19 protein-coding genes and 1 tRNA gene are annotated in these 21,234 nt (G+C 67.8%); 10 read left to right on the top strand and 10 right to left on the bottom strand.

The features are described 5' to 3' along the window. Positions 1-27: 27 nt before the first annotated feature. Entirely contained in the window at positions 28-306 is a 279-nt protein-coding gene (locus tag C5B97_RS11035) for a hypothetical protein (RefSeq protein WP_104312085.1), read from the bottom strand. Positions 307-347: 41 nt separating this feature from the next. Beyond that, positions 348-923, bottom strand: coding sequence for a peptide deformylase (def, locus tag C5B97_RS11030; RefSeq protein WP_104312084.1), 576 nt, complete (start codon positions 921-923; stop codon positions 348-350). 65 nt (positions 924-988) lie between these two features. On the opposite strand from def, the gene C5B97_RS11025 reads away from it, so the two are divergent. Further along, complete coding sequence (locus C5B97_RS11025; protein ID WP_104312083.1) at positions 989-1,999, top strand: DMT family transporter; 1,011 nt, start codon at positions 989-991, stop codon at positions 1,997-1,999. 121 nt (positions 2,000-2,120) lie between these two features. Then, complete coding sequence (locus tag C5B97_RS11020) at positions 2,121-3,374, top strand: glycosyltransferase (RefSeq protein ID WP_258068155.1); 1,254 nt, start codon at positions 2,121-2,123, stop codon at positions 3,372-3,374. Between the two features lie 15 nt (positions 3,375-3,389). Here C5B97_RS11020 and map read toward each other — a convergent pair whose 3' ends face one another. After that, positions 3,390-4,172, bottom strand: a complete 783-nt coding sequence (gene map / locus C5B97_RS11015; protein ID WP_104312082.1) for a type I methionyl aminopeptidase — start codon at positions 4,170-4,172, stop codon at positions 3,390-3,392. 77 nt (positions 4,173-4,249) lie between these two features. Between map and C5B97_RS11010 the strand changes: the two genes are divergently transcribed. Beyond that, positions 4,250-4,543: a helix-turn-helix domain-containing protein gene (locus tag C5B97_RS11010; protein ID WP_104312081.1), complete on the top strand. Its 294-nt coding sequence runs from the start codon at positions 4,250-4,252 to the stop codon at positions 4,541-4,543. A 6-nt stretch (positions 4,544-4,549) separates the two neighbouring features. Here C5B97_RS11010 and C5B97_RS11005 read toward each other — a convergent pair whose 3' ends face one another. Further along, complete coding sequence (locus C5B97_RS11005) at positions 4,550-4,894, bottom strand: thiamine-binding protein (protein WP_104312080.1); 345 nt, start codon at positions 4,892-4,894, stop codon at positions 4,550-4,552. A 53-nt stretch (positions 4,895-4,947) separates the two neighbouring features. Next, a tRNA-Ile gene (locus C5B97_RS11000) sits at positions 4,948-5,022 on the bottom strand. Positions 5,023-5,153: 131 nt separating this feature from the next. On the opposite strand from C5B97_RS11000, the gene C5B97_RS10995 reads away from it, so the two are divergent. From C5B97_RS10995 to C5B97_RS10965, 7 genes are all read left to right on the top strand, one after another. Beyond that, the gene (locus C5B97_RS10995) at positions 5,154-5,759 is read left to right on the top strand and encodes a TetR/AcrR family transcriptional regulator (protein ID WP_181026980.1); all 606 of its coding nucleotides are present in this window, start codon (positions 5,154-5,156) and stop codon (positions 5,757-5,759) included. Between the two features lie 197 nt (positions 5,760-5,956). Continuing rightward, positions 5,957-9,685 carry an efflux RND transporter permease subunit gene (locus C5B97_RS10990; RefSeq protein ID WP_104312078.1) on the top strand — a complete coding sequence of 1,243 codons (3,729 nt, stop codon included), beginning with the start codon at positions 5,957-5,959 and terminating at the stop codon, positions 9,683-9,685. A gap of 103 nt (positions 9,686-9,788) precedes the next feature. Beyond that, entirely contained in the window at positions 9,789-10,934 is a 1,146-nt protein-coding gene (proB, locus tag C5B97_RS10985) for a glutamate 5-kinase (RefSeq protein ID WP_104312077.1), read from the top strand. Positions 10,935-10,984: 50 nt separating this feature from the next. After that, positions 10,985-12,304, top strand: coding sequence for a glutamate-5-semialdehyde dehydrogenase (locus C5B97_RS10980; protein ID WP_104312076.1), 1,320 nt, complete (start codon positions 10,985-10,987; stop codon positions 12,302-12,304). 98 nt (positions 12,305-12,402) lie between these two features. Beyond that, the gene (locus C5B97_RS10975; protein ID WP_104312075.1) at positions 12,403-12,819 is read left to right on the top strand and encodes a hypothetical protein; all 417 of its coding nucleotides are present in this window, start codon (positions 12,403-12,405) and stop codon (positions 12,817-12,819) included. A 52-nt stretch (positions 12,820-12,871) separates the two neighbouring features. After that, the gene (gene glgP, locus C5B97_RS10970) at positions 12,872-15,421 is read left to right on the top strand and encodes an alpha-glucan family phosphorylase (protein ID WP_219819796.1); all 2,550 of its coding nucleotides are present in this window, start codon (positions 12,872-12,874) and stop codon (positions 15,419-15,421) included. Positions 15,422-15,598: 177 nt separating this feature from the next. Further along, positions 15,599-16,105, top strand: coding sequence for a DUF3145 domain-containing protein (locus C5B97_RS10965; protein WP_104253399.1), 507 nt, complete (start codon positions 15,599-15,601; stop codon positions 16,103-16,105). Between the two features lie 134 nt (positions 16,106-16,239). On the opposite strand, the gene fabF is transcribed toward C5B97_RS10965, so the two are convergent. The 5 genes from fabF to C5B97_RS10940 form a co-directional block, all read right to left on the bottom strand. Then, the gene (gene fabF, locus C5B97_RS10960; RefSeq protein ID WP_104312073.1) at positions 16,240-17,481 is read right to left on the bottom strand and encodes a beta-ketoacyl-ACP synthase II; all 1,242 of its coding nucleotides are present in this window, start codon (positions 17,479-17,481) and stop codon (positions 16,240-16,242) included. Between the two features lie 90 nt (positions 17,482-17,571). Further along, positions 17,572-17,817 carry an acyl carrier protein gene (locus C5B97_RS10955; protein WP_068479114.1) on the bottom strand — a complete coding sequence of 82 codons (246 nt, stop codon included), beginning with the start codon at positions 17,815-17,817 and terminating at the stop codon, positions 17,572-17,574. 89 nt (positions 17,818-17,906) lie between these two features. Continuing rightward, positions 17,907-18,917, bottom strand: coding sequence for a beta-ketoacyl-ACP synthase III (locus tag C5B97_RS10950; RefSeq protein WP_104312072.1), 1,011 nt, complete (start codon positions 18,915-18,917; stop codon positions 17,907-17,909). Positions 18,918-18,947: 30 nt separating this feature from the next. Then, positions 18,948-19,871 carry an ACP S-malonyltransferase gene (locus C5B97_RS10945; RefSeq protein WP_104312071.1) on the bottom strand — a complete coding sequence of 308 codons (924 nt, stop codon included), beginning with the start codon at positions 19,869-19,871 and terminating at the stop codon, positions 18,948-18,950. Positions 19,872-19,949: 78 nt separating this feature from the next. After that, complete coding sequence (locus tag C5B97_RS10940; RefSeq protein WP_104312070.1) at positions 19,950-21,194, bottom strand: CdaR family transcriptional regulator; 1,245 nt, start codon at positions 21,192-21,194, stop codon at positions 19,950-19,952. Positions 21,195-21,234 lie beyond the last annotated feature (40 nt).

Raw genomic sequence — 21,234 nt, 5'->3', positions numbered from 1 at the left:
CGGCGCCTCGACGACGTCGCGGGTGAATCACTCCCACCGCAGCACCAGCCGCCAGCCGTCCGGGTCCCTTCGCAGGTCGAAGAGGGAAGCCTCGCCGTCGGAGCCATCACGTTTCGCGCTGACGCGCCAGAACTCGGTGTCGAGGCGAGACGGGTCACCCTCGCCCGTCCACCACCGTTGCTGCACGCGCCGGTAGAACGCCTGCGGCAGACCGTGCACGACGTAGGCGAAACGCTCCCACCAGAAGACGGACGGGAGCTCGTCGACGAGTTCGACCTCGATGGGGTCGTTCAGCGCTGTGGTCATGTCGGAACCCTCGCAGGAGCCACCGACATTGACCGGCGGAGTCAGCCCTCGAGGTCGTCGACCCCAGGCAGCCAGCTCTTGCCGGGCCCGCCCCAGCTGCGCTTGCGCATGACCTTGAACGCGTCCTTGTACCAGGGGTGCTCCAGACGATCCGCGTAGATGACGCCGTTGAGGTGGTCGAACTCGTGCTGCAGGATGCGCGCGAACCAGCCTTCTGCCTCGATCTCGTACTGCTCGCCCTCGAGATCGGACGCACGCAGGAGCGCACGCTCCGATCGTCGCAATGGGTAGCGCTCGCCGGGGAACGAGAGGCACCCCTCGGATTCGAGCTCGTCGTCCAGCTCCAGCAGCGACTCAGGTGCGGCGGGAGTCACGTACAGCTCCGGGTTGATGGCGACACCGCGATGCATGGTCCCGTCGGCGTCCTCGTACGAGTACACGAAGAGGCGCTTGCCGACGCCGACCTGCGGGCCTGCGAGGCCGACACCCGGCGCTGCATCCATCGTCTCGAACATGTCCGAGACGAGTTCACGGATCTCGTCGGTGATGTCGCCCACCGGGGCTGCGGGCTCGTGGAGGACGGGCTCGCCGTAGATGCGAATTGGGAGAGTTGTCATCCCATCAGCGTATCTTCGCGCCAACCTCCCTCTCTGACTCGCGCCGCCCAATAGGATTGCCCATCATGACCATCGCACCCCTCAGTGATCTGGCAGTGCTCCCGGGGCTCAGTCCGGTCCAGATGATCGGCATCCCGCTCGCTCTCATAGGCGCGGTGTTCCTGTCGCTCGGCGCCATGTACCAGCACCGCGGAGTGAGCAAGGTCGAGGCAGCGAGCGGCACGAGCGGTGCTGCGGGGCTGAACCTGAAGCACCTGCTCGCCCTCCTGAGCCGCCCCTCCTGGGTGATCGGCACGGTCATGCTCGGGCTGGCAGTCGTGATGCAGCTGTCCTCGTTCGTGTTCTCGCCGATCATCGTGGTGCAGCCGCTCGGCGTCGTCTCGCTGCTCCTGACGACACTGCTCACAGCTCGCGCCATCAGGCAACGACTGCCGAACGTGAAGATCTTCGCGGTGGCGCTCTGCATCATCGGCGTCGGCGCCTTCGTCACGGTCGCGGCGCTCTTCGCGAAGGAGCGCGCGATCTCAGACGAGCAGGTCGCCACCGTCCTCGTGCTGCTCGCCGTGGTCGTCGTGGTCTTCGGCACCGCCTTCTTCTTCCTGCGCAAGCGGTTCAAGGCGCTCATCTACGTTCTTGGCGCCGGAGTGATCTACGGCTTCGTCGCGACGCTCGCGAAGATCACCATCAACCGCATCCAGCACGACAACTTCGAATGGCTCACGCTCATCTGCCTCGTCGCGCTGCTCGTCGCCACGGGGGTGGGCGGTTACTTCGTCCAGAACGCCTACGCCTCAGGACCGCCGGACATGGTCATCGCCGGCCTCACCGTCATCGACCCGATCATCGCCGTCGGCATCGCCATCGCCGTGCTCGGCGAGGCGAACGCGGCGCCCTGGTACGCCTTCCTCATGTTCGTCGTCTCGGGCGCCATCGCCGTCACGGGCGTGTTCGTGCTCGAGCGTGGGCAGACGGATGCGGAGGTCGAGGCCGTGCGTCGAAATGCCGTCGAAGGTCGTGGCACGCAGGATCCCCAAGGGCACCACCACGACTCTGAGGCCCGAGTCATCGAGCAATAGCAGCGTCCCAGCGTGTGCTGAAGCCCCCTCGCGGAGCGCGGCCAGTAGCATGACGTGAGATTCCGCGAGCGACGACCACACCCTGTCGCGAGCCCCCAGACGAGATCGAGGTCACCACCCCGTGCCGAATGAAGGTCACTCAAGCAGCACCCCCGCCGTCGCAGCTGACGGCGAGCGGCCGCTCAAGATCCTGATCGCAGGGGACACCTTCACGCCCAACGTCAACGGCGCCGCGAAGTTCACCGAGCACCTCGCTTCCGGCATGGCGGCCAGGGGGCACGACGTGCACGTCATGGTGCCCGCCGCCAGCCGCCGCCACGGAACCTGGACCGAGCAGTACGACGGGCAGAACATCACCGCTCACCGCCTCCGCTCGCACCGGTGGTGGGCCCACGACTGGCTGCGCTACGCACCCCCGTGGCGCATCCGCTCCGAGTCGCAGCGGGTCGTCGACGAGGTGCGTCCCGACGTCGTTCACTTCCAGTCGGCGGTCATCATCGGCCGCGGGGTGGCGATCGAGGCGGAGAAACGCGGCATCCGCATCATCGGCACGAACCACCTGATGATCGAGAACCTCGTCGACCACTCCCTGCTGCCGCAGGCTCTGCGTGGCCTCGCGGCCAGGATCTGGTGGAACGACGCTCGCTCGACGCTCGGGCGCGCGACGGCGATCACGACCCCGACACGGCGTGCCGCCGACTTCCTGGAGGCAAACGGGGGGATCTCCGACGTGCTCGCGATCTCGTGCGGCATCCGGACCTCCGACTACGCGTTCGACTTCTCGGCGCGAGAAGCCAAGCGCATCCTCTTTGTCGGCCGTGTGACGGGCGAGAAGAAGATCGACGTGCTCTTGCGCGCGCTCACTCTGCTGCCCCCTGACGTGCAGCTCGACATCGTCGGTGGTGGAGACCAGAAGAAGAATCTTCAGTCGCTCGCCAAGCAGCTCGGTCTCGCGGATCGGGTCACGTTCCACGGCTATCTGAGCGACCAGGAGCTTCGTCGCATCTACACGCGCGCCTCGGTGTTCGCGATGCCGTCGATCGCCGAACTGCAGTCGATCGCGACCATGGAGGCGATGGCCTCCGGCCAGCCGGTTGTCGCAGCCGACGCCATGGCGCTTCCGCACCTCGTGCACGACGGCGAGAACGGCTTCCTCTTCGAGCCGAACAACGAGCATGACCTCGCGGACAAGCTCGCGAAGGTGCTGTCGCTCTCGGACGCCGAGCGTGAGGAGATGGGCCGGACGGGCCTCGACCTCGTTCGTATGCACGACATCGACCGCACGCTCGAGCTCTTCGAGCGCCTCTACCGGGGCGCCTCCGTCAAGGACGTCGCCCGTGACTCGGTGAACGAGCAGGACCACTCGCTCGACTGACCGCTCGGGCGTTCGTCAGTCGACCGGCCCGGCGGGGAGGGTCAGGATGCGTGGCCCGTCTTCGAGGATCGCGATCGTGTGCTCGGAGTGGGCGGTTCGGCATCCCGTCGCGCTGCGGAGCGTCCAGCCGTCGTCGTCCGTGACGAGCTCGCCGGTGTCGGCCATGACCCACGGTTCGATGGCGAGCAGCATGCCACGGCGGAGACGCACTCCGCGGCCCGGTCGGCCGTTGTTCGCGACGTGCGGATCCTGATGCATGGTGGAGCCGATGCCGTGTCCACCGAACTCCATGTTGATGTTGTAGCCCGCCGACGCGAGCACCGTGCCGATCGCGTGTGAGAGGTCGCCGATTCGAGCACCGGGGCGTGCGACGTCGATGGCAGCCGCGAGGGCTCGCTCCGTGACGGCGATGAGCGCTTCGTCACCGGCGTCCCGCGTCGAGCCGACGATGAAGCTGATCGCGTCGTCAGCCGCTACCCCGTCCTTGACGATGGCCAGGTCGAGGGTCAGGAGGTCCCCGTCAGCGAGCCGGTAGTCGCGAGGCTTGGCGTGCAGCACGGCGTCGTTCACCCCTGTGCAGATGTAGTGGCCGAACGGCCCACGTCCGAAGGATGGCTCGTAGTCGACGTAGCAGGAGGTCGCGCCCGCATCGAGGATCATCGACCTGGCCCACCGGTCGACCTCGAGCAGGTTGGTGCCTACTCGGATCCTCGATCGCAGTTCCTGGAGAATCGACCCGACCAGCTGCCCGGTGACTGCCGCCCGCGCCAGCTCTTCGTCGTTGAGGATCTCGATCATGCGGTGCCTTCCGTAGTCCGACGCGAAAGCGACCCAATAAGTATCCCGGTAAAGATATACCGGATTAGTATCGGGTCATGGTCAGACTGCCGCTCAGCCCCGAGGAGATCGAGCGCGGGGAGCGTCTCGGCGAGTTCCTACGACGATCTCGGGGGAACAGATCGATGCTGCGCGTAGCACTCGACGCCGGCGTCTCGCCCGAGACGCTTCGCAAGATCGAATCTGGCCGAGTCGCGACGCCGGCGTTCACGACGATCGCCGCTATCGCGGGGGTGCTGTCCGTTTCGCTTGATGAGATCTGGGCGCAGATCAGCACGCCAGACGACCGGGCGGAGTCCGCGACCGGCGCGGGCATCCGCGCCGTGAGCTGACGCCGACTAGCTCGAGCGGGCCTCGCGTGCCTCGAGGGCGGCCTCCAGGCGCTCGACCTTTCCATCGAGCTCGCCCGTGTGCCCGGGCCGGATGTCCGCCTTCAGCACCAGGGAGACCCGGCTGCCGAACTGGCCGACGGCCTCGGTGGCCGCTTTGACGACGGCGAAGACCTCGTCCCACTCGCCCTCGATCGTCGTGAACATCGAGTCAGTGCGGTTGGGGAGCCCGGACTCGCGCACGACCGCGACGGCTGCTGCCACCGCGTTGTGCAGCGAGGCGTCGCCCTCACCCGGTGAAGGGGCGTTGGGGCTCGGAGTTCCGCTGGGGGCGACAGAGAAGGCAACGATCATGCCACCATCGTGCCACGCGGGCGCTCCGACAGGGAGTGCCGAACAGAGGAGAGTAGGGCGGGTGGGACTCGAACCCACGCATCGTCCAGTTATGAGCCGGATGCCTTAACCAGCTTGGCTACCGCCCCAAGCGCTGTCGATTCTAGCCAGAATTCGCTCCCGCGTGCGGCAGGCCGATGGTCGGGGTGTGCGCAGGTCTAGACTGGTGCCCCACAAGCGGGGTCGACGTCGATCCTGCATGCACGAAAAGCAGGGGATGATGAAGCGAGCTGAACAGCGAGCGCAGACGAGGCAGGCGCTTCTCGAGGCCGCCTCGCTCGAGTTCGAGGCAAACGGATACGCCGCGACGGTGCTCAGCGATATCTCTGATCGACTCGGCATGACCAAGGGAACCGTGTACTTCCACTTCCCGACGAAGGCGCTGCTCGCTCAGGCGGTCACGGTGAGCTGGACGGTCATGTGGGATGAGGAGCTCGCGGCGTCTCGTGCTCGCGGCATGTCGCTCGACGAGCTCGAGTCCCTGATGATCCGCATCGCTGAGCGCTTCCAGTCCGATGCGCTCATCCGCGCGACGATCAGGCTCGTCCGTGAGCGGGAGCTCATCGAGGAAGAGCTGCCCCGCCCGTTCGACCGGTGGCTCGAGGTGACGAAGGAGGCCCTCCAGGCGTCGCGTGAGTCCGGTGCACTCCGGGATGACATCGACGTGGATGCGGCCGCGTGGCAGATCCTCGCGAACCTGGTCGGCATCCAGCTGCTGATCGACGATCTGAACGACGGCAGGAGCATCGTCGACCGCGTCCGCGAGATGTGGGCGGTCCACCGGGTGACGCTCGCGAACCCGGGACGTGGTGCCACGCACTCCTGATCCGGCGGTCGGCGCACTACCAGAGCCGCGCTGTTCCCGCCGCGCCGGGGTGGCCTTTCGGTCAAAGATCAGCCTCAAGTAGGGCATTGGGCAGACGGAACCCGTCCTTTCGGGCGATTCAGAGGAATCACCCCGGCGACAGGATTGAGGAGCGCCAGGTCACCGCTCGGCGTCGTATCGCGTCGAAAGGGCCCTCTGTGTCTGTGCTCACCCGTCTGAGTCTCAAGTATCGAATTCTGATCGGACTGCTCACGGCGGCGATCGCAGCCGCGGGGATCATCTCGACGGCCCAGCTCAAGCAGGAGCTCATGCCGTCGATGGAGATCCCCCAGGGCTTCGTGACGGCGACACTCGACGGCGCTTCTCCCGATGTGATGGTGTCGGAGGTCACCGAGCCGATCGAGAACGCCTTGCGCGCGGTCTCGGAGGTGCAGTCGGTCACCTCGACGACCTCGGAGGGCTTTGCCCAGATCGTCGTCGCGTGGAGCTTCGACGCGGACAAGACGCAGGTCGAGGCCGAGCTGCGCTCCGCCGTCGAGTCGACGGAGTCCCAGCGTCCTGAGTCATCGACGGCTGAGCTCATGACGTTCTCGCTCGATGCCCTGCCGGTGCTCACGCTCGGTGTGTCGTCGGATGCTGATACGGCCACCCTGTCGAAGACGATGACCGACACCGTGGTGCCTGCCCTCTCGCAGGTCGACGGGGTCCAGAACGTCGAGGTCTCCGGGGCGCGCGAAGAGCGCGTCGAGATCAATCTCCGCCAAGCCGACGTGGATGCTCTCGAGATCGACACGGCGACGATCGAGCCGACGTTGGCGGCGGCGGGTCTTGTGCTCCCGGCGGGCGACGTGACGGGCGGCAGCGGCGAGATCTCCGTGCAGGTCGGCTCGCAGCTCGACACGCTCGATGCCATCCGCGCCCTGCCGTTCACCACAGAGGACTCGACGGTCCTGCTCTCGCAGTTCGCGGATGTCGACGTCAAGGAGATCCCCGCGACGTCGATCTCCCGCGTCAACGGTGCGGAGACCCTGACGCTCAGCGTCACCAAGGCCGCCGACGCGAGCACCGTCTCCGTGGCTCACGGGGTGACCGAGAAGCTCGCCGAGCTCACGCCGACGCTTCCGTCCAACGTCGTCTTCACGGAGATCGAGAACCAGGCGCCGTACATCGAGCAGTCGATCCACGATCTCTCGGTGGAGGGCGGGTTGGGCCTGATCTTCGCCGTCCTCGTCATCTTCCTGTTCCTCGCCTCGTTCCGTTCGACCATCGTCGCCGCGATCTCCATCCCGATGTCGCTGCTCATCACGATGGTCGGCCTCAACGTGGGTGAGTACTCGCTGAACATCCTGACGCTCGGAGCGCTCACGATCGCCGTGGGTCGCGTGGTCGACGACTCGATCGTCGTGATCGAGAACATCAAGCGAAGGCAGGGGACTGGTCCTCTCACGATCGAGGGCATCGTCGGCTCCGTCGGCCAGGTGGCAGGCGCCATCACGGCGTCGACGCTCGCGACGGTCGCCGTGTTCCTGCCCATCGCGTTCGTCGGGGATATCGTCGGCCAGCTGTTCCAGCCGTTCGCTCTGACGGTCTCGATCGCCCTCGTGGCCTCCCTGGTCGTCGCGCTCACCATCGTGCCCGTCTTCGCCTACTGGATGCTCCGTCGCCCGTCGAAGCCCATGAAGCGGGAGCGGTTCATCCGGGCTCGAGCGACGCACGCAGCGTGGACCGAACGGCAGGAGGAGTCTGCCGAGCGCCGCCGGGCACGCCAGGCGGCGAAGCTCGACGCGAAGAACGCGAAACGAGAAACGCGCGGGAAGACGCTCCTGCCGGTCCCCACCACAGCCACCGGTGTGGTCCAGGCGCGAGGCGATGGCGAGGAGGGGTCGCCGTATGACGGCCTGCAGCGCGCCTTCGTCCCGATTCTCGATGCGACGCTGCGCCACCCCCGCCGCACGGTCGCGGCCGCGCTCGCGCTCCTGCTCCTCACCGGTGTCGGGGCGACCGCCCTTCGCAGTGATTTCCTCGGCAGCATGGGCGACGAGACCATCGTGGTCGAGCAGAAGCTCGCACAGGGCACGACCATCGAGCAGAGCCTGGCGGGCGCGGAGAAGCTCGAGGCTGTCATCGCCACGAAGGACAGCGTCGAGACGTTCGTCAGCTCGATCGGGACCGGCGGGGCGAGCGCGTTCGGTGGTGGCGGGGGAGACACCTCGATCACCGTGATCCCTGTCGAGGGGCAGGATGCGGAAACCGTCGCGAACAGCCTCAGAACTGACTTCGGCGGACTGAGCGACGTCGGTGAAGTGACCGTGACGACCGCCGCTTCGTCTGCGCTGGCGAGTGACGTGCAGCTCGCGATCCAAGGCAACGACGCGGAGGCCCTCAGCCAAGCCGCGACGCAGCTCGGAGACGCGGTGAAGGATCTGCCTGGTGTGACCGCCGTCACGAACGACCTCAGCACGGGAGGGAACGTCGTCGTCGTCGACGTCGACCGCAGCAAGGCCGCGGGCTTCGGCTACACGCAGGCCACGGTCGGCCAGGCGGTCTCCGCGGCCCTCAACGGAACCCCGCTCGGATCCGTCCGCCTCGAAGGCGTTGACCGGGACATCGTGATCGCTCCGACCCAGGGCGCCGTCGCGCTTGACCAGCTTGCGCTCATGCAGCTTCCGGTGACCGCGGTCCAGCAGCAGCGCGCCATCCAGGATGCGACGGATGCCTTCGCGGACGAGCAGGAGGCGAAGGCCGAAGAGCAGCAGGCTGAGGCGGTCGAGCAGATGCAGCAGACGGTCGACGACGCCGTCGAGGCGCGAGATACGGTCTCGTCTCAGCTCGCACAGCTGCAGACGCAGCTTGCGACCCTGCAGACAGCCCCGCTGACGCCGATGACCCCCGAAGTCGGTTCTGCGATGACGCCGGAGCAGGCAGCGCAGGCCGAGCGCGATGCGCAGATCGCGGCGCTCACCGAGGCGATCGCGCAAGCGGAGTCGGGTATCGAGCAGGCGAACGCCGGCGTCGACGCGGCCGTCAAGGCGCAGGAGGACATGGCGGCCCAGACGCTCGAGGCGGAGGAGACGCAGGCCAGGCAGGAGGGGCTTGCCGACACGAAAGCGACGCCCATCCGCCTCGGCGACATCGCCGCCGTGCGCGAGGAGGCGACGCCGAGTGCGATCACCCGCCACGACGGGGCGCGTCAGGTGACGGTCTCGATCACGCCAGCCGAGGGGCAGCTGGGAACCGTCACGCAGTCCGTGTATGCGGCGACCGACGGCCTCGCATTGCCGGCAGGCGTCACGTTCGTGGTCGGCGGCGCATCGGCTGACCAGAGCGAGTCGTTCGAGCAGCTCGGCATGGCGATGCTGCTTGCGATCGTCCTCGTGTTCCTCATAATGGTGGCGACGTTCCGCAGCCTCATGCAGCCGCTGATCCTGCTCGTCTCGGTGCCGTTCGCGGCCACGGGAGCTGTCGCGCTCCTGCTGCTCACGGACACGCCGCTCGGGCTCCCGTCGCTCATCGGCCTGCTGATGCTGATCGGCATCGTGGTGACCAACGCGATCGTGCTGATCGACCTCATCAACCACATCAGGGAGCGCGGAGCGAGCGTGCATGACGCGATCGTGCACGGCACCAGGCTTCGCCTCAGGCCGATCCTCATGACGGCCGCGGCGACGATCTTCGCGCTCATCCCGATGTCGCTGGGGCTCACCGGTGGCGGGGTCTTCATCTCGAAGCCGCTCGCCATCGTTGTCATCGGCGGTCTGATCAGCTCCACGCTGCTGACGCTGGTGCTCGTCCCCGTGCTCTACTCGAGCGTGGAGCGGCGCGCCGATCGCCGAGCCGCGAAGCGGGCGGCGCGAGCGGACCGGAGGGCCGAGGCCGCGGCCGCGGCGCGGAAGAAGGAGCTGGGCGCCGCCCCCGCGGCCAGCTGAGTGAGGCGGCGCCGCGCGAGAGCGCGGCGCCGTCATCCCACCGTGACCGCGACGTTTCGCGACGCAATTCGGCACGCGCCGAGGATCAGGGGAGAATAGGCGGATGCATCCGATCGCCGCCCGTGCTCAGCTCTCGACCGCCCACCGCATCGTGGTCAAGATCGGGTCCTCATCGCTGACCGGCGCCGACGGACACCTCAACCTCGATGCGCTCCGCAAGCTGGTGCAGGTGATCGCCGACCGTCACGAGAGCGGCCTGCAGACCCTGCTCGTGACCTCTGGCGCAGTTGCCGCGGGTATCGGCCCACTCGGGCTGCCCTCGAGACCGCGTGACGTCGCGACGGCTCAGGCGGCCGCATCCGTTGGACAGGGGATGCTCGTGGCCAGGTACGCGGAGGCCTTCGCCGACCGGGCGATCACGGTTGGGCAGATCCTGCTCACCGCGGAGGACACGGTGCGCCGAACGCGCTACAAGAACGCGCAGCGGTCGCTCGAGCGGCTCTTCCGACTCGGCGTCGTCCCTATCGTGAACGAGAACGATGCCGTCGTGACCGATGAGCTGCGCTTCGGTGACAACGACCGTCTCGCGGCGCTGGTCGCGCAGCTCGTCGGCGCCGACGCGCTCGTGCTGCTCACCGACGTCGACGGCCTCTACGACGGACCGCCCACGAGGGAGGGCACACGGCGCGTCTCGGAGGTGCTCGGCCCGAGCGACCTCGAGGGCATCGAGGTGTCCGGGAGGGGAAGCGACGTCGGAACGGGCGGCATGCTCACGAAGCTCGAGTCGGTGTCGATCGCCACGGGGTCGGGCATCCCCGTCGTCCTGACGAAGGCGGACAACGCACGACCGGCGATCGCGGGGGAGCGCGTCGGGACCTGGTTCGCGCCCACTGGGAAGCGCGCGTCGCGGAAACGCCTGTGGATCGCGCACGCGGCACGTGTGCAGGGGAAGATCGTCCTCGACGACGGTGCCGTGGATGCCGTCCTCGGCGGCCGCGCCTCCCTCCTCGCGGCAGGCATCGTCGGCGTCGAAGGCGAGTTCGTCGCGGGTGACCCCGTCGAGCTCGTCTCCAGGAGCGGTTCCGTGATCGCGCGCGGCCTCACCGGCTTCGATGCCGTCGAGATCCCGGACATGCTCGGGCAGTCCTCGAGCGCGCTCCGCGCATCGCTGGGCTCAGGGTACGACCGCGAGGTCATCCACCGTGACGACCTCGTGCTGGTGCGCCCGAAGGGGCTCCGCGTCAGCTGAGTCGGGCGCAGCGGGCTGACGGGCTCCCGCGCCGCATAGAATGCACTGTCATGACGATCTTGCAGGGTGAGCGCGCGGAAACGGCCGACCAGGGTGATGCGGACGAGGCGGCGACAGCCGCGATCGTCGAGCTCGCCGGACGCGCACGAGCATCGTCCCGGGTCCTGGCACGGGCGACGCGCGCGCAGAAGGACGGTGCGCTCCTCGCGCTCGCCGACGCGCTCGTGGCCGCCAGTCCGGAGATCCTCGCCGGCAATGCCCTCGACCTCGAGCGAGGGCGTGCCTCCGGTATGTCCGGGGGACTTCTCGACCGGCTCGCGCTCGACGACGCACGCATCCGCGCGATCGCAGACTCGCTCCGCGAGGTCGCGGCGCTTCCGGACCCGGTTGGGGCAGTCGTCCGTGGGTCGACACTCGCGAACGGCCTCCGGCTCCGTCAGCTGCGCGTGCCCATGGGCGTCATCGGCGTCATCTACGAGGCACGTCCGAACGTGACCGTCGATGTCGCGGGCCTCGCCTTGAAGAGCGGCAACGCGGTGATGCTGCGTGGCGGATCTGCGGCCGAGTCCTCGAACGAAGCCATCATCGGCACGATGCGCGCGGCACTCGAGGCCTACGGGCTGCCCGCCGACCTGGTGCAGTCCATCGACGAGTACGGGCGAGCCGGAGCGCGCGCGCTCATGCGCGCCCGCGGCCATGTCGACCTCGTCGTCCCGCGCGGCGGGGCTGGGCTCATCCAGACCGTGGTCCGCGAGTCCCGTGTCCCCGTCATCGAGACAGGGGTCGGCAACTGCCACGTCTTCGTCGACAGCTCGGCCGAGCTCGACATGGCCCTCGACATCATCATCAACTCCAAGACGCATCGGGTCGGGGTCTGCAACGCGGCCGAGACACTCCTCGTGCACGCAGATGCCGCCGCCGCTTTCCTTCCTGGCGCGCTCTCCGAGCTGAACCAGCGCGGGGTTCGTCTGCACGGCGACGAGCGCACGCGGTCGGCGGCCCCGGGCGGCATCGAAGTCCACGAGGCGACGCACGAGGACTGGGCGACTGAGTACCTCGACTACGAGATCGCAGTGCGAGTCGTCGACGACTTCGACCAGGCCCTCGAGCACATCCGCGAGTTCAGCACGGGTCACACGGAGGCGATCGTCACGAGCTCGCTGCAGGCGGCAGAGCGGTTCACCGCCGAGGTGGATGCGGCCGCTGTGATCGTCAACGCGTCGACTCGCTTCACCGATGGCGGCCAGTTCGGTCTCGGCGCAGAACTGGGCATCTCGACGCAGAAGCTGCACGCACGTGGGCCCATGGGGCTCGAGGAGCTCACGACGACGAAGTGGGTCGTCACGGGCGACGGTCAGATCCGCTCCTGACAACCGCCGGGTGCGGGCGCCCAGAAGATCAGACCAGGTGATGACGCGCTCGGTCAGGTGCGCCACGTAGCCTTCTGGAAGTCGAGGAAGGGACGATCATGACCAGCACCCCACTGCCCATCGAGAACCAGCAGCAGAATCTCGACCGAGTGTTCCTCGGCGAACTCGAGGTGTCTCGCGATCGCATCGCCGGTCCCTACGGCTCGCTGCCGACCGCGGGCTCAACGGTCTTCGTCACGAACATGTCGCGAGTCGAGCGGGCGATCCCCACGTGGGCGATCATCGTCGCCATCGCGGGCTTCTTCGTCCTGACGATCTTCAGCCTGCTCTTCCTGCTCGTCAAAGAGGACAGGGTAGTCGGCGGCTACGAGGTGCGCATCTCGAATCCCACCGGCACGCTGACGAGCTTCGTGCCGGTCGATGCGCGGTCTGCCGCATGGATCTGGCAGGACCTCCAGGGGCGCGCAGCCGCCGCACGAGAGATCATCGCGTCGGTCACTTCTTCCGTTCACTGACGTTCACTCGCGCGACGCTGCGATCGCGCGTTGTGGGGCTACGCTGTACCGCGTGAAGGCCTACGACTCGCTGCCCGTATCCACTGTCCTCCCCGATGAGCTCGCCGCTCTGCGGCTACTTGCGAAGAACCTCCGCTGGTCTTGGCGCCCGAGCGCCGAGCGACTGTTCGCGGGCATCGACGAGCGGTTGTGGCGCGAGTGCGGTCGCAATCCGGTCGTGATGCTGCGCTCACTTTCAGCGTCGCGGGTCGCCGAGCTCGCCGCTGACGACGCGTTCCTCGCCCGTCTCGGACAGGAGGCCGAGAACCTGGCCGCCTACCTCAAGAGCGACCGCTGGTTCCACGAGCGCACGCGCGCGAGCGAAGACGAGGCCACGAGCGTCGCCTACTTCTCCATGGAGTTCGGCATCACCGAATCGCTGCCCGTCTACTCCGGGGGCCTTGGCGTGCTCGCCGGCGACCACCTCAAGAGTGCGAGCGATCTCGGTGCGCCCGTCATCGGCATCGGACTCCTCTACACCTACGGGTACTTCTCGCAGACGCTCTCCCGGGAAGGCTGGCAGCAGGAGGCGTACACGGAGCATCCTCCGACGGATCTCGCGGTCGATCCCGTGCTTGACGCCGAGGGGCAGCAGGTACATGTAGCGCTCGGCTTCCCCGACGGGAGATCCCTCGACATCGCCGTCTGGGAGGCGCAGGTCGGGAGCGTGCCTCTGCTGCTGCTCGACACGAACCTGCCGACGAACCCCGAGGACTTCCGCGCGATCACCGACCGTCTCTACGGTGGTGACGCGGAGCACCGCATCCGCCAGGAGATCGTGCTGGGCGTCGGTGGTGTTCGCGCAGTTCAGGCCTACGCGGAACTTCGCGGGCGTCGGCAGCCGACGGTCTTCCACCTCAACGAGGGCCACGCCGGCTTCTCAGGGATCGAGCGGATCGGGCAGCTCATGGCTGACGGCGAGACGTTCGACACGGCCCTGGCGATCGTCCGCTCGAGCACCGTCTTCACGACCCACACGCCGGTTCCCGCAGGCATCGACCGATTCGATGCGCACCTCGTCCAGCGCTACCTGGGCTCGTCGGGCGGCCACACCCTCGTGCCAGAGGTCCCCGCTGCCCGCATCATGGACCTGGGAGCGGAAGACGATCCAGGTCGCTTCAACATGGCGCACCTCGGCCTCCGGCTCGCCCAGTACGCCAACGGCGTCGCCAAGCTCCACGGCGTCGTCTCACGTGGCATGTTCGCGAAGCTCTACCCGGGTGTGGAACCCGAGGAGGTGCCGATTGGCTCCATCACCAACGGCGTGCACATCCCGAGCTGGACCCGACCGGCGATGATGCCAGTCATCGAGACGATGAATGGCGGTCAGGACCTGGCCACCTCCAACACCTGGGACAACCCCGGCGCGGTCAGCGCTGAAGAGCTGTGGCGCATCCGCGGCGAGCTGCGTGCCGAGCTGGTGGGTCGCGCGCGCGACTCCGTGCGCGCGTCGTGGAAGGCACGCGGTGCGCAGGATGCGGAGCTCGGCTGGGTCAGGGACATCCTCGATCCCAGCCGGCTCACCGTCGGCTTCGCGCGCCGGGTCTCGACCTACAAGCGCCTGACGCTGATGCTCCAGGACCGGGAACGGCTGGCGCGAATCCTGAACAATCCCGAGCGGCCCGTGCAGTTCGTGATCGCCGGCAAAGCGCATCCAGCCGATATGGGCGGCAAGCAGCTCCTGCAGCAGCTCGTCGCGTTCGCGGACGAGGCGGGTGTGCGGGATCGCATCGTGTTCCTGCCCGACTACAACGTCACGATCGCCAGGCACCTCGTAGCCGGGAGCGACGTCTGGCTCAACAATCCCGTGCGTCCACAGGAAGCCTCGGGGACGTCGGGGATGAAAGCCGTCATGAACGGCTGCCTGACCTTCTCGATCTCAGACGGCTGGTGGGACGAGATGGCGGATGACAGCGTCGGCTGGACCATCCCGGACACGAGCGGTGTCGACGAGCACACCCGGGACGCGCTCGAGGCCGGGGCCCTCTACGACATCCTCGAGCATGAGATCGCTCCGCTCTTCTACGATCGTGACGAGCGCGGCCTGCCCGTCGAATGGGTCGAGAAGGTGCGCCGCTCGATTGCGATCGTCGGGCCGAAAGTCGCCGCCGAACGCATGGTCCGCGACTACGTGAACGACTTGTACCTCCCAGCGGGGCGTTCGGCGCGGATCGCCGCTGATCGGGTGGAGACCCGTGCATTCGCCAGCTGGCTGGGTGAGGTGCGCGCTGCCTGGCCCAGTGTTCGGGTCGAGTCCGTGGCGGCCGCGGACCCGGCTCCGAGGACCGGGGAGAGCCTCCGCCTGTCCGCTCGTGTTGAGCTCGGGCAGCTCACCACGGACGACGTGCTGGTCGAGGCGATCGTCGGGACGCCTGGCGAGCAGGGGGAGCTGCAGGGGGCTCGCATCGTGGAGATGCGCCCCGCCAGTGAGCGGCCGTCGGAGTTCCTGGCCGATGTGCCGCTGGACGCTCCGGGTCACCTCGGCTACACGGTTCGAGTGCAGCCCAAGCACGCCTACCAGCAGGCGCCGGCCGAGCTCGGCCTGGTTCGCTACCCGGCCTAGCGGCGAACTTCCGGGCGGCGGCGTCGAATGTAATGACAGGCTTGTCATTCGGCGTCGCCGTCGGGCATAATTCAAGAGACGACAGAAATGTCGACGTCTGGTAAACGATGCAGTTCGCATCCATTCATCACGTGATCGTTGGGGAAGACGAATCACCAAACGAATGGAGGAGAACTCATGGTTGCACCAAACGCAGGAGGGGTGCTCTACGTGCACTCCTCTCCTAAGGCGCTTTGCCAGCACGTCGAATGGGGTGTCGGTCGCGCCCTCGGGTACGCCGTCAACCTTCCTTGGATCGACCAGCCGGTCATTCCGGGGCAGTTGCGTGCGGAGTTCACCTGGGAAGGCGAGCCCGGCGCGGGGGCGGCGATTGCGTCGCATCTGCGCGGGTGGGCTCACCTTCGCTTCGAAGTCACCGAGGACGCGCGTCCTGGCGTCGATGGCGGTCGTTGGATGCACACGCCTGAGCTTGGTATCTACTATGCCCAGACGGATGCCTCTGGCGGCGTCGTGGTTCCGGAAGAACGCGTTCGGTACGCGATGGAAATCGCGGGCGGCAACGCCTCTGAGCTCCACCGTGAGCTGCGCCTCGCGCTTGGGCAGGCTTGGGACGACGAGTTGGAGCCTTTCCGCATCGCCGGAGACGAGAGTCCCGTCGTTTGGATGCACCACCGCGTCGGCTAGGTCAGCCACGCCGTAGGCCCGCCGTGAGGTGAGTCTGCAGCTGTTCTCGATACTCCAAGGACTGTGGCCCCTCAGGTTTCCACCTGAGGGGCCACAGTTCTGTCTGCGCGCGGCGAACCGCGTGCAGGTCTTGCCTAGATGCCGCGGAACGCGACGACGGCGTTGTGCCCGCCGAAGCCGAACGACGTCGAGATCGCGACCTTGCCGGACGCCTCGAACGGGCGCGGTTCGGTGACCACGTCGAGGTGGATGGCCGGGTCCTGCTCGTTGAGGTTGATCGTCGGGGGCAGCGTGCCCTCGGAGAGCGCGAGCACCGTGAACATCGCCTCGATGGCGCCGGCCCCACCGAGGAGATGGCCAGTGGATGCCTTCGTCGCCGAGACGGGGATCGACGCGAGGTAGTCCCCGAAGACGGACTTGAGGGCCGTGAACTCGGCGATGTCCCCGACGGGTGTCGAGGTCGCGTGGGCGTTGATGTGGGTGACGTCCTCGACTGCGACCCCGGCTTGCTCGAGTGCAGCCCTGATGGCGCGGGCAGCCCCCGTACCTTCTGGGTCCGGCGCGGTGATGTGGTGCGCGTCTGCGGTCACTCCGCCACCGATCAGCTCGGCGTAGATGCGTGCGCCACGGGCGAGCGCGTGCTCTTCCGTCTCAAGCACGAGCGCCGCGGCACCTTCGCCGAGCACGAAGCCGTCGCGGCTCACGTCGTAGGGGCGTGACGCGTGCGACGGGTCGTCGTTGCGCTTGGAGAGCGCCTGCATGGCCGCGAAGGAGGCGACGGGCAGGGGGTGGATGGCCGCTTCCGATCCGCCGGCGACCACGACGTCTGCGAGGCCCTGCTGGAGGTGCTCGTAGGCGTCGGCGATTGCTTCTGTGCTCGAAGCGCACGCGGAGACGACGGTGCGGACGCCGGCGCGGGCCTGGATGTCCATGCCGATCGCGGCTCCGGGGCCGTTTGGCATGAGCATGGGAACCGTCAGCGGCATGACGCGGCGCGGCCCCTTCTCGCGGAGCGTGTCCCAGGCGTCGAGCAGGGTCCATACGCCGCCGATGCCGGTGGCCCAGTCGACGAGGAGTCGCTCGGCGGGGATGTCGCCAACCGTGAGCCCGGCGTCGGCGAAGGCTTCACGGCCAGCGATAAGCGCGAACTGGCTTGAGGGGTCGAGGCGCTTCGCCTCGTGGCGGGGGAGCACCTCGCGTGCCGGGACCTTGGCGGTCGCGGCGAATTCGATGGGGATCTCGTACTTCGCGACCCATTCGGCCTCGAGCGTCCGGGCTCCGGACTCACCGGCGAGGAGTGCTTCCCAGGTGCTGCGGGCGTCTCCGCCGAGCGGGGAAGTCGCTCCGATTCCGGTGACGACGATTTTCTTGGTCATGACAATTGCTCCTGAATGAACTGGGGCGAAGGTGAAACAGTCACCAAGAGTGGGCGGCAGATGCCGCCCACTCGAAGTGGAGGACCGTCCTTAGGACGCTGCGACGATGAAGTTGACGGCGTCGCCCACGGTCTTGAGGTTTGCGACCTCGTCGTCCGGGATCTTGACGTCGAACTTCTCTTCGGCGTTGACGACGATCGTCATCATGGAGATCGAGTCGATGTCGAGGTCGTCGGTGAAAGACTTCTCAACGGTGACCGTGTCAGCCGCGATCCCGGTCTCGTCGTTTACGAGCTCAGCGAGTCCCGCGAGAACTTCGTCGTTGGTAAGTGCCATGGTGTTTCTCCTTGATTGTCAATGACCGAGCCAAGTGTATTGGTCGGCGGCGGTGCGTGGTGGAGGCGTGCGGGGAGTTCTTGGCCGCGTTAGGGGAGCACGACGACCTGGGCGCCGTACACGAGGCCGGCGCCGAAGCCGATCTGCAGTGCGAGGCCGCCCGAGAGCTCGGGGTTCTCTTCGAGCAGCCGGTGCGTTGCGAGCGGCACCGAGGCGGCCGAGGTGTTGCCGGTCGACGCGATGTCGCGGGCGATGACGACGTGGTCTGGCAGGGCGAGCTGCTTCGCGAACTCGTCGACGATGCGCATGTTCGCCTGGTGAGGGATGAACGCGGCGAGCTGGTCGGGGGTGACGCCCGCCTCTTCGAGTGCGCGTCGCGCGACCTTCGCCATGTCCCAGACCGCCCAGCGGAAGACGCTCGGCCCGTCCTGGCGCAGCGTGGGCCATTCGGAGCCGCCTTGGCGGTACTCCTGCAGGCTCGCGTTCATGGAGACTGCCTCCCAGCGCGAACCGTCGGATCCGAGGATCGACTTGGAGATGCCAGGAGTGTCGCTCGGCCCGATGATCGCCGCTCCCGCACCGTCACCGAGGAGGAACGAGATGGTGCGGTCGGTTGGGTCGATGAGGTCGGAGAGCTTCTCCGTGCCGACGACGAGGACGTGCTCGGCGACGCCGGTGCGCACGAGCGCGTCGGCCTGGGCGACGGCGTAGCAGTAGCCGGCACATGCGGCGTTGAGGTCGTAGGCTGCCGCGGGCGTCGTGCCGACGAGGTCGGCGAGGCGGGCGGCGAGCGAGGGCGTCTGCATCCCGTTGCTGATCGTCGCGACGATCACGGCACCGATCCTGCTCGGGTCGATGCCGGAACGCTCGATGGCCTCGCGGGAGGCGTCGACGGCGAGGTCGAGTGCGCTCGTGTCCTCGTTTGCGCGGACTCGAGTGATGACGCCGGTGCGCTGGCGGATCCACTCGTCTGACGAGTTGATCGGCTCGATGATCTCCGAGTTCGGCACGACGCGCTCACCGCGGGCGGCGCCCATTGCGAGGATGCGCGTGAACTGCGCGCCCGTCGACTGCACGAGGGTGGGTGTTGCTGTGGTCATGCGAGTCCTCTCGAGGATGCTCTTGGCGGGTCAGGCGTCGGCGGCGATGCGCTCGCGCGCGACGTCGAGGTCTGCGGGAGTGGAGAGCGCGAGCGTCGGCGTTCCCCTGAGGGCGCGCTTGGCGAGCCCGCTGAGGGTGCCGGCGGGCGCGAGTTCGATGAGCGAGGTGACGCCGGCGGCCGCGAAGGAGCGCATGCAGGCGTCCCAGCGCACGGGCTGCGCGAGCTGGCGGATGAGGGCTGCGCGAAACTCGACGCCGTCCGTCACGGTCTCGCCGGTCTCGTTGGACCAGATGGTGCGCACTGGATCGCGAACCTCGAAGAGCTCGGCGTCCGCGCCGAGCGCGGTGCGGGCCTGCTCCATGTACCGCGTGTGGAACGCGCCGGCGACTTTGAGCGGGATGACGCGCGTCCCGGCGGCTGGTTCGCTACGGAGCGCGTCGAGGGCCTCCGGGGCGCCTGCGGCGACGATCTGGCCGCCGCCGTTGAAGTTGGCCGGGGTGAGGTCGAGCTCGGCGAGGCGCGCGAGAACGGCTTCTTCGTCTCCGCCCAGCACTGCGCTCATGCTGGTCGGCGTCGCGGCCGCATCCTGTGCCATGAGCTGGGAGCGGCGGGCGACGAAGCGCATCGCGGTGTCGGCGTCGAAGATGCCGGCAGCGTAGGCGGCTGTGATCTCGCCGACCGAGTGTCCCGCGACACCGCGGACGGCGGACGCTGCTCCGGGGAGTTCCATGAGCGAGTTCCACGCGAGGATGCCGGCGGCGACGATGAGGGGCTGGGCGATCGCCGTGTCACGGATCGTGTCGGCGTCTGACTCGGTGCCGTGCTTGACGAGGTCGATGCCGGAGGAGGCGGACAGCTGCTCGAGCGTGTCTCGGTTCCTCGCGTCTTCGATCCAGGGGAGCAGGAAGCCTGGAGTCTGAGAACCCTGGCCTGGGCAGGTGACGACAATCATGGATTCCATCATGACAGCACCTGAGCCCTCAGCCCTGTAGCAACAGTCCCAAGAAGTCGAGAGTTCATTAGAGGATCTCTAGTGGGAGGTGCGCCGACCGCGTCGCGGCACGTTGGCTGCTCCGGTCGTGCCCGTTTGGCGTCGCGGTTCGGGCTGCTTGGGCTCGGCGATGTTGCCGAGGATGAGCGCGCACTGCAGGATGAGGGCCTCGCGTGGTCCGGTCGCGTCCCAGCCGATGACTTCGCTGACCCGCTTGAGGCGGTAGCGAACGGTGTTGGGGTGCACGAAGAGCTCGCGTGCGGTCGCTTCGAGTGAGCGGCCGTTGTCGAGGTAGCACCAGAGCGTCGTGAGGAGGTCGCTCTGGTGGTCGGCGAGCGGCCTGAACACGCGGGCGACGAGCGTCTGTCTCGCGAGCGGGTCGCCTGCGAGTGCTCGCTCAGGCAGCAGTTCGTCGGCGAGCATGGGCCGCTGCGCCTTGCGCCAGGCGCCGGCCACCGCGAAGCCGGCGAGTGCGGCGCGCGCGCTTCTGGAGGCCTCGACGACGCTCGGCACGGGTGGGCCGAGCACCAGACGTCCGTCACCGAAGCTCGGTTCGAGGCGCTCGGCGATCTCCATGAACGGAACCTGCTCGGTCTCGTCACCCTCCCCGTTGGGGTGCGCGCGCCCGATGACGAGCACGAGGCGCCCGCCTTGGACGCCGACGAGCAGGTCGACCTTGTTGTGTCTGGCGGTTCGGCGGATCTGGTCGACCTCGAGGATCCTCGGGGTGGTCCCGACGAGGACGCTCACCTCGCCGTGGCCGTGCCAGCCGAGTGCCGCGATGCGGCTCGGGAGCTCATCGTCGTGCTCGCCCGTGAGGATCGAGTCGACGACCAGCGCCTCGAGGCGCGCATCCCACAACCCGCGAGCCTCCGCGGCGCGCGCGTAGACGTCCGCAGCCGCGAAGGCGATGTCACGCGAGTACTTCAGCACCGCTTCACGCACGTCGCCGTCCGTGGACTTCGTCCGTTCCTCGACGACCTCCACGACCACTCGGATGAGCTGCAGCGTCTGCTGCAGGCTCACCGAGCGGAGGAGCTCGCGCGGAGCGGAGTCGAAGACGTCCGCCGCCACCCAGGGGGTGGCGGTCGGGTCCTCGAACCAGGCGATGAAGGAGGAGATGCCCGACTGGGCGACGAGGCCGACGGCGCTTCGTCGCCCAGGGGGCATGTCCCCGAACCAGGGAAGGGTGTCTTCCAAGCGCTTCACTGTCGCGGTCGAGAGCTCTCCGGAGATCGACCGAAGCCAGTTGAGTGTCTGGTCCTTTGTGCGTGGAGCGGGCATGATTCCGAACTGTGAGGTGGCGAGCAGGGGAGGAGGGCCG

This window comes from Pseudoclavibacter sp. RFBB5 (genome assembly GCF_002931555.1).
Classification (GTDB): Bacteria; Actinomycetota; Actinomycetes; order Actinomycetales; family Microbacteriaceae; genus Pseudoclavibacter.
This window is presented reverse-complemented; position numbering and strand designations above follow the sequence as displayed.

Bases quoted from the DNA above. Each gene is read 5' to 3' on its own strand.
- C5B97_RS11025 (WP_104312083.1), top strand. From the start codon at position 989: ATGACCATCGCACCCCTCAGTGATCTGGCAGTGCTCCCGGGGCTCAGT.
- proB (WP_104312077.1), top strand. From the start codon at position 9,789: ATGCATCCGATCGCCGCCCGTGCTCAGCTCTCGACCGCCCACCGCATC.
- def (WP_104312084.1), bottom strand. From the start codon at position 923: ATGACAACTCTCCCAATTCGCATCTACGGCGAGCCCGTCCTCCACGAG.
- C5B97_RS11035 (WP_104312085.1), bottom strand. From the start codon at position 306: ATGACCACAGCGCTGAACGACCCCATCGAGGTCGAACTCGTCGACGAG.
- C5B97_RS10975 (WP_104312075.1), top strand. From the start codon at position 12,403: ATGACCAGCACCCCACTGCCCATCGAGAACCAGCAGCAGAATCTCGAC.
- map (WP_104312082.1), bottom strand. From the start codon at position 4,172: ATGATCGAGATCCTCAACGACGAAGAGCTGGCGCGGGCGGCAGTCACC.
- C5B97_RS11005 (WP_104312080.1), bottom strand. From the start codon at position 4,894: ATGATCGTTGCCTTCTCTGTCGCCCCCAGCGGAACTCCGAGCCCCAAC.
- C5B97_RS10950 (WP_104312072.1), bottom strand. From the start codon at position 18,917: ATGACCACAGCAACACCCACCCTCGTGCAGTCGACGGGCGCGCAGTTC.
- C5B97_RS11010 (WP_104312081.1), top strand. From the start codon at position 4,250: ATGGTCAGACTGCCGCTCAGCCCCGAGGAGATCGAGCGCGGGGAGCGT.
- C5B97_RS10980 (WP_104312076.1), top strand. From the start codon at position 10,985: ATGACGATCTTGCAGGGTGAGCGCGCGGAAACGGCCGACCAGGGTGAT.
- fabF (WP_104312073.1), bottom strand. From the start codon at position 17,481: ATGACCAAGAAAATCGTCGTCACCGGAATCGGAGCGACTTCCCCGCTC.
- C5B97_RS10965 (WP_104253399.1), top strand. From the start codon at position 15,599: ATGGTTGCACCAAACGCAGGAGGGGTGCTCTACGTGCACTCCTCTCCT.
- C5B97_RS10940 (WP_104312070.1), bottom strand. From the start codon at position 21,194: ATGCCCGCTCCACGCACAAAGGACCAGACACTCAACTGGCTTCGGTCG.
- C5B97_RS10995 (WP_181026980.1), top strand. From the start codon at position 5,154: ATGAAGCGAGCTGAACAGCGAGCGCAGACGAGGCAGGCGCTTCTCGAG.
- C5B97_RS10955 (WP_068479114.1), bottom strand. From the start codon at position 17,817: ATGGCACTTACCAACGACGAAGTTCTCGCGGGACTCGCTGAGCTCGTA.
- C5B97_RS10945 (WP_104312071.1), bottom strand. From the start codon at position 19,871: ATGATTGTCGTCACCTGCCCAGGCCAGGGTTCTCAGACTCCAGGCTTC.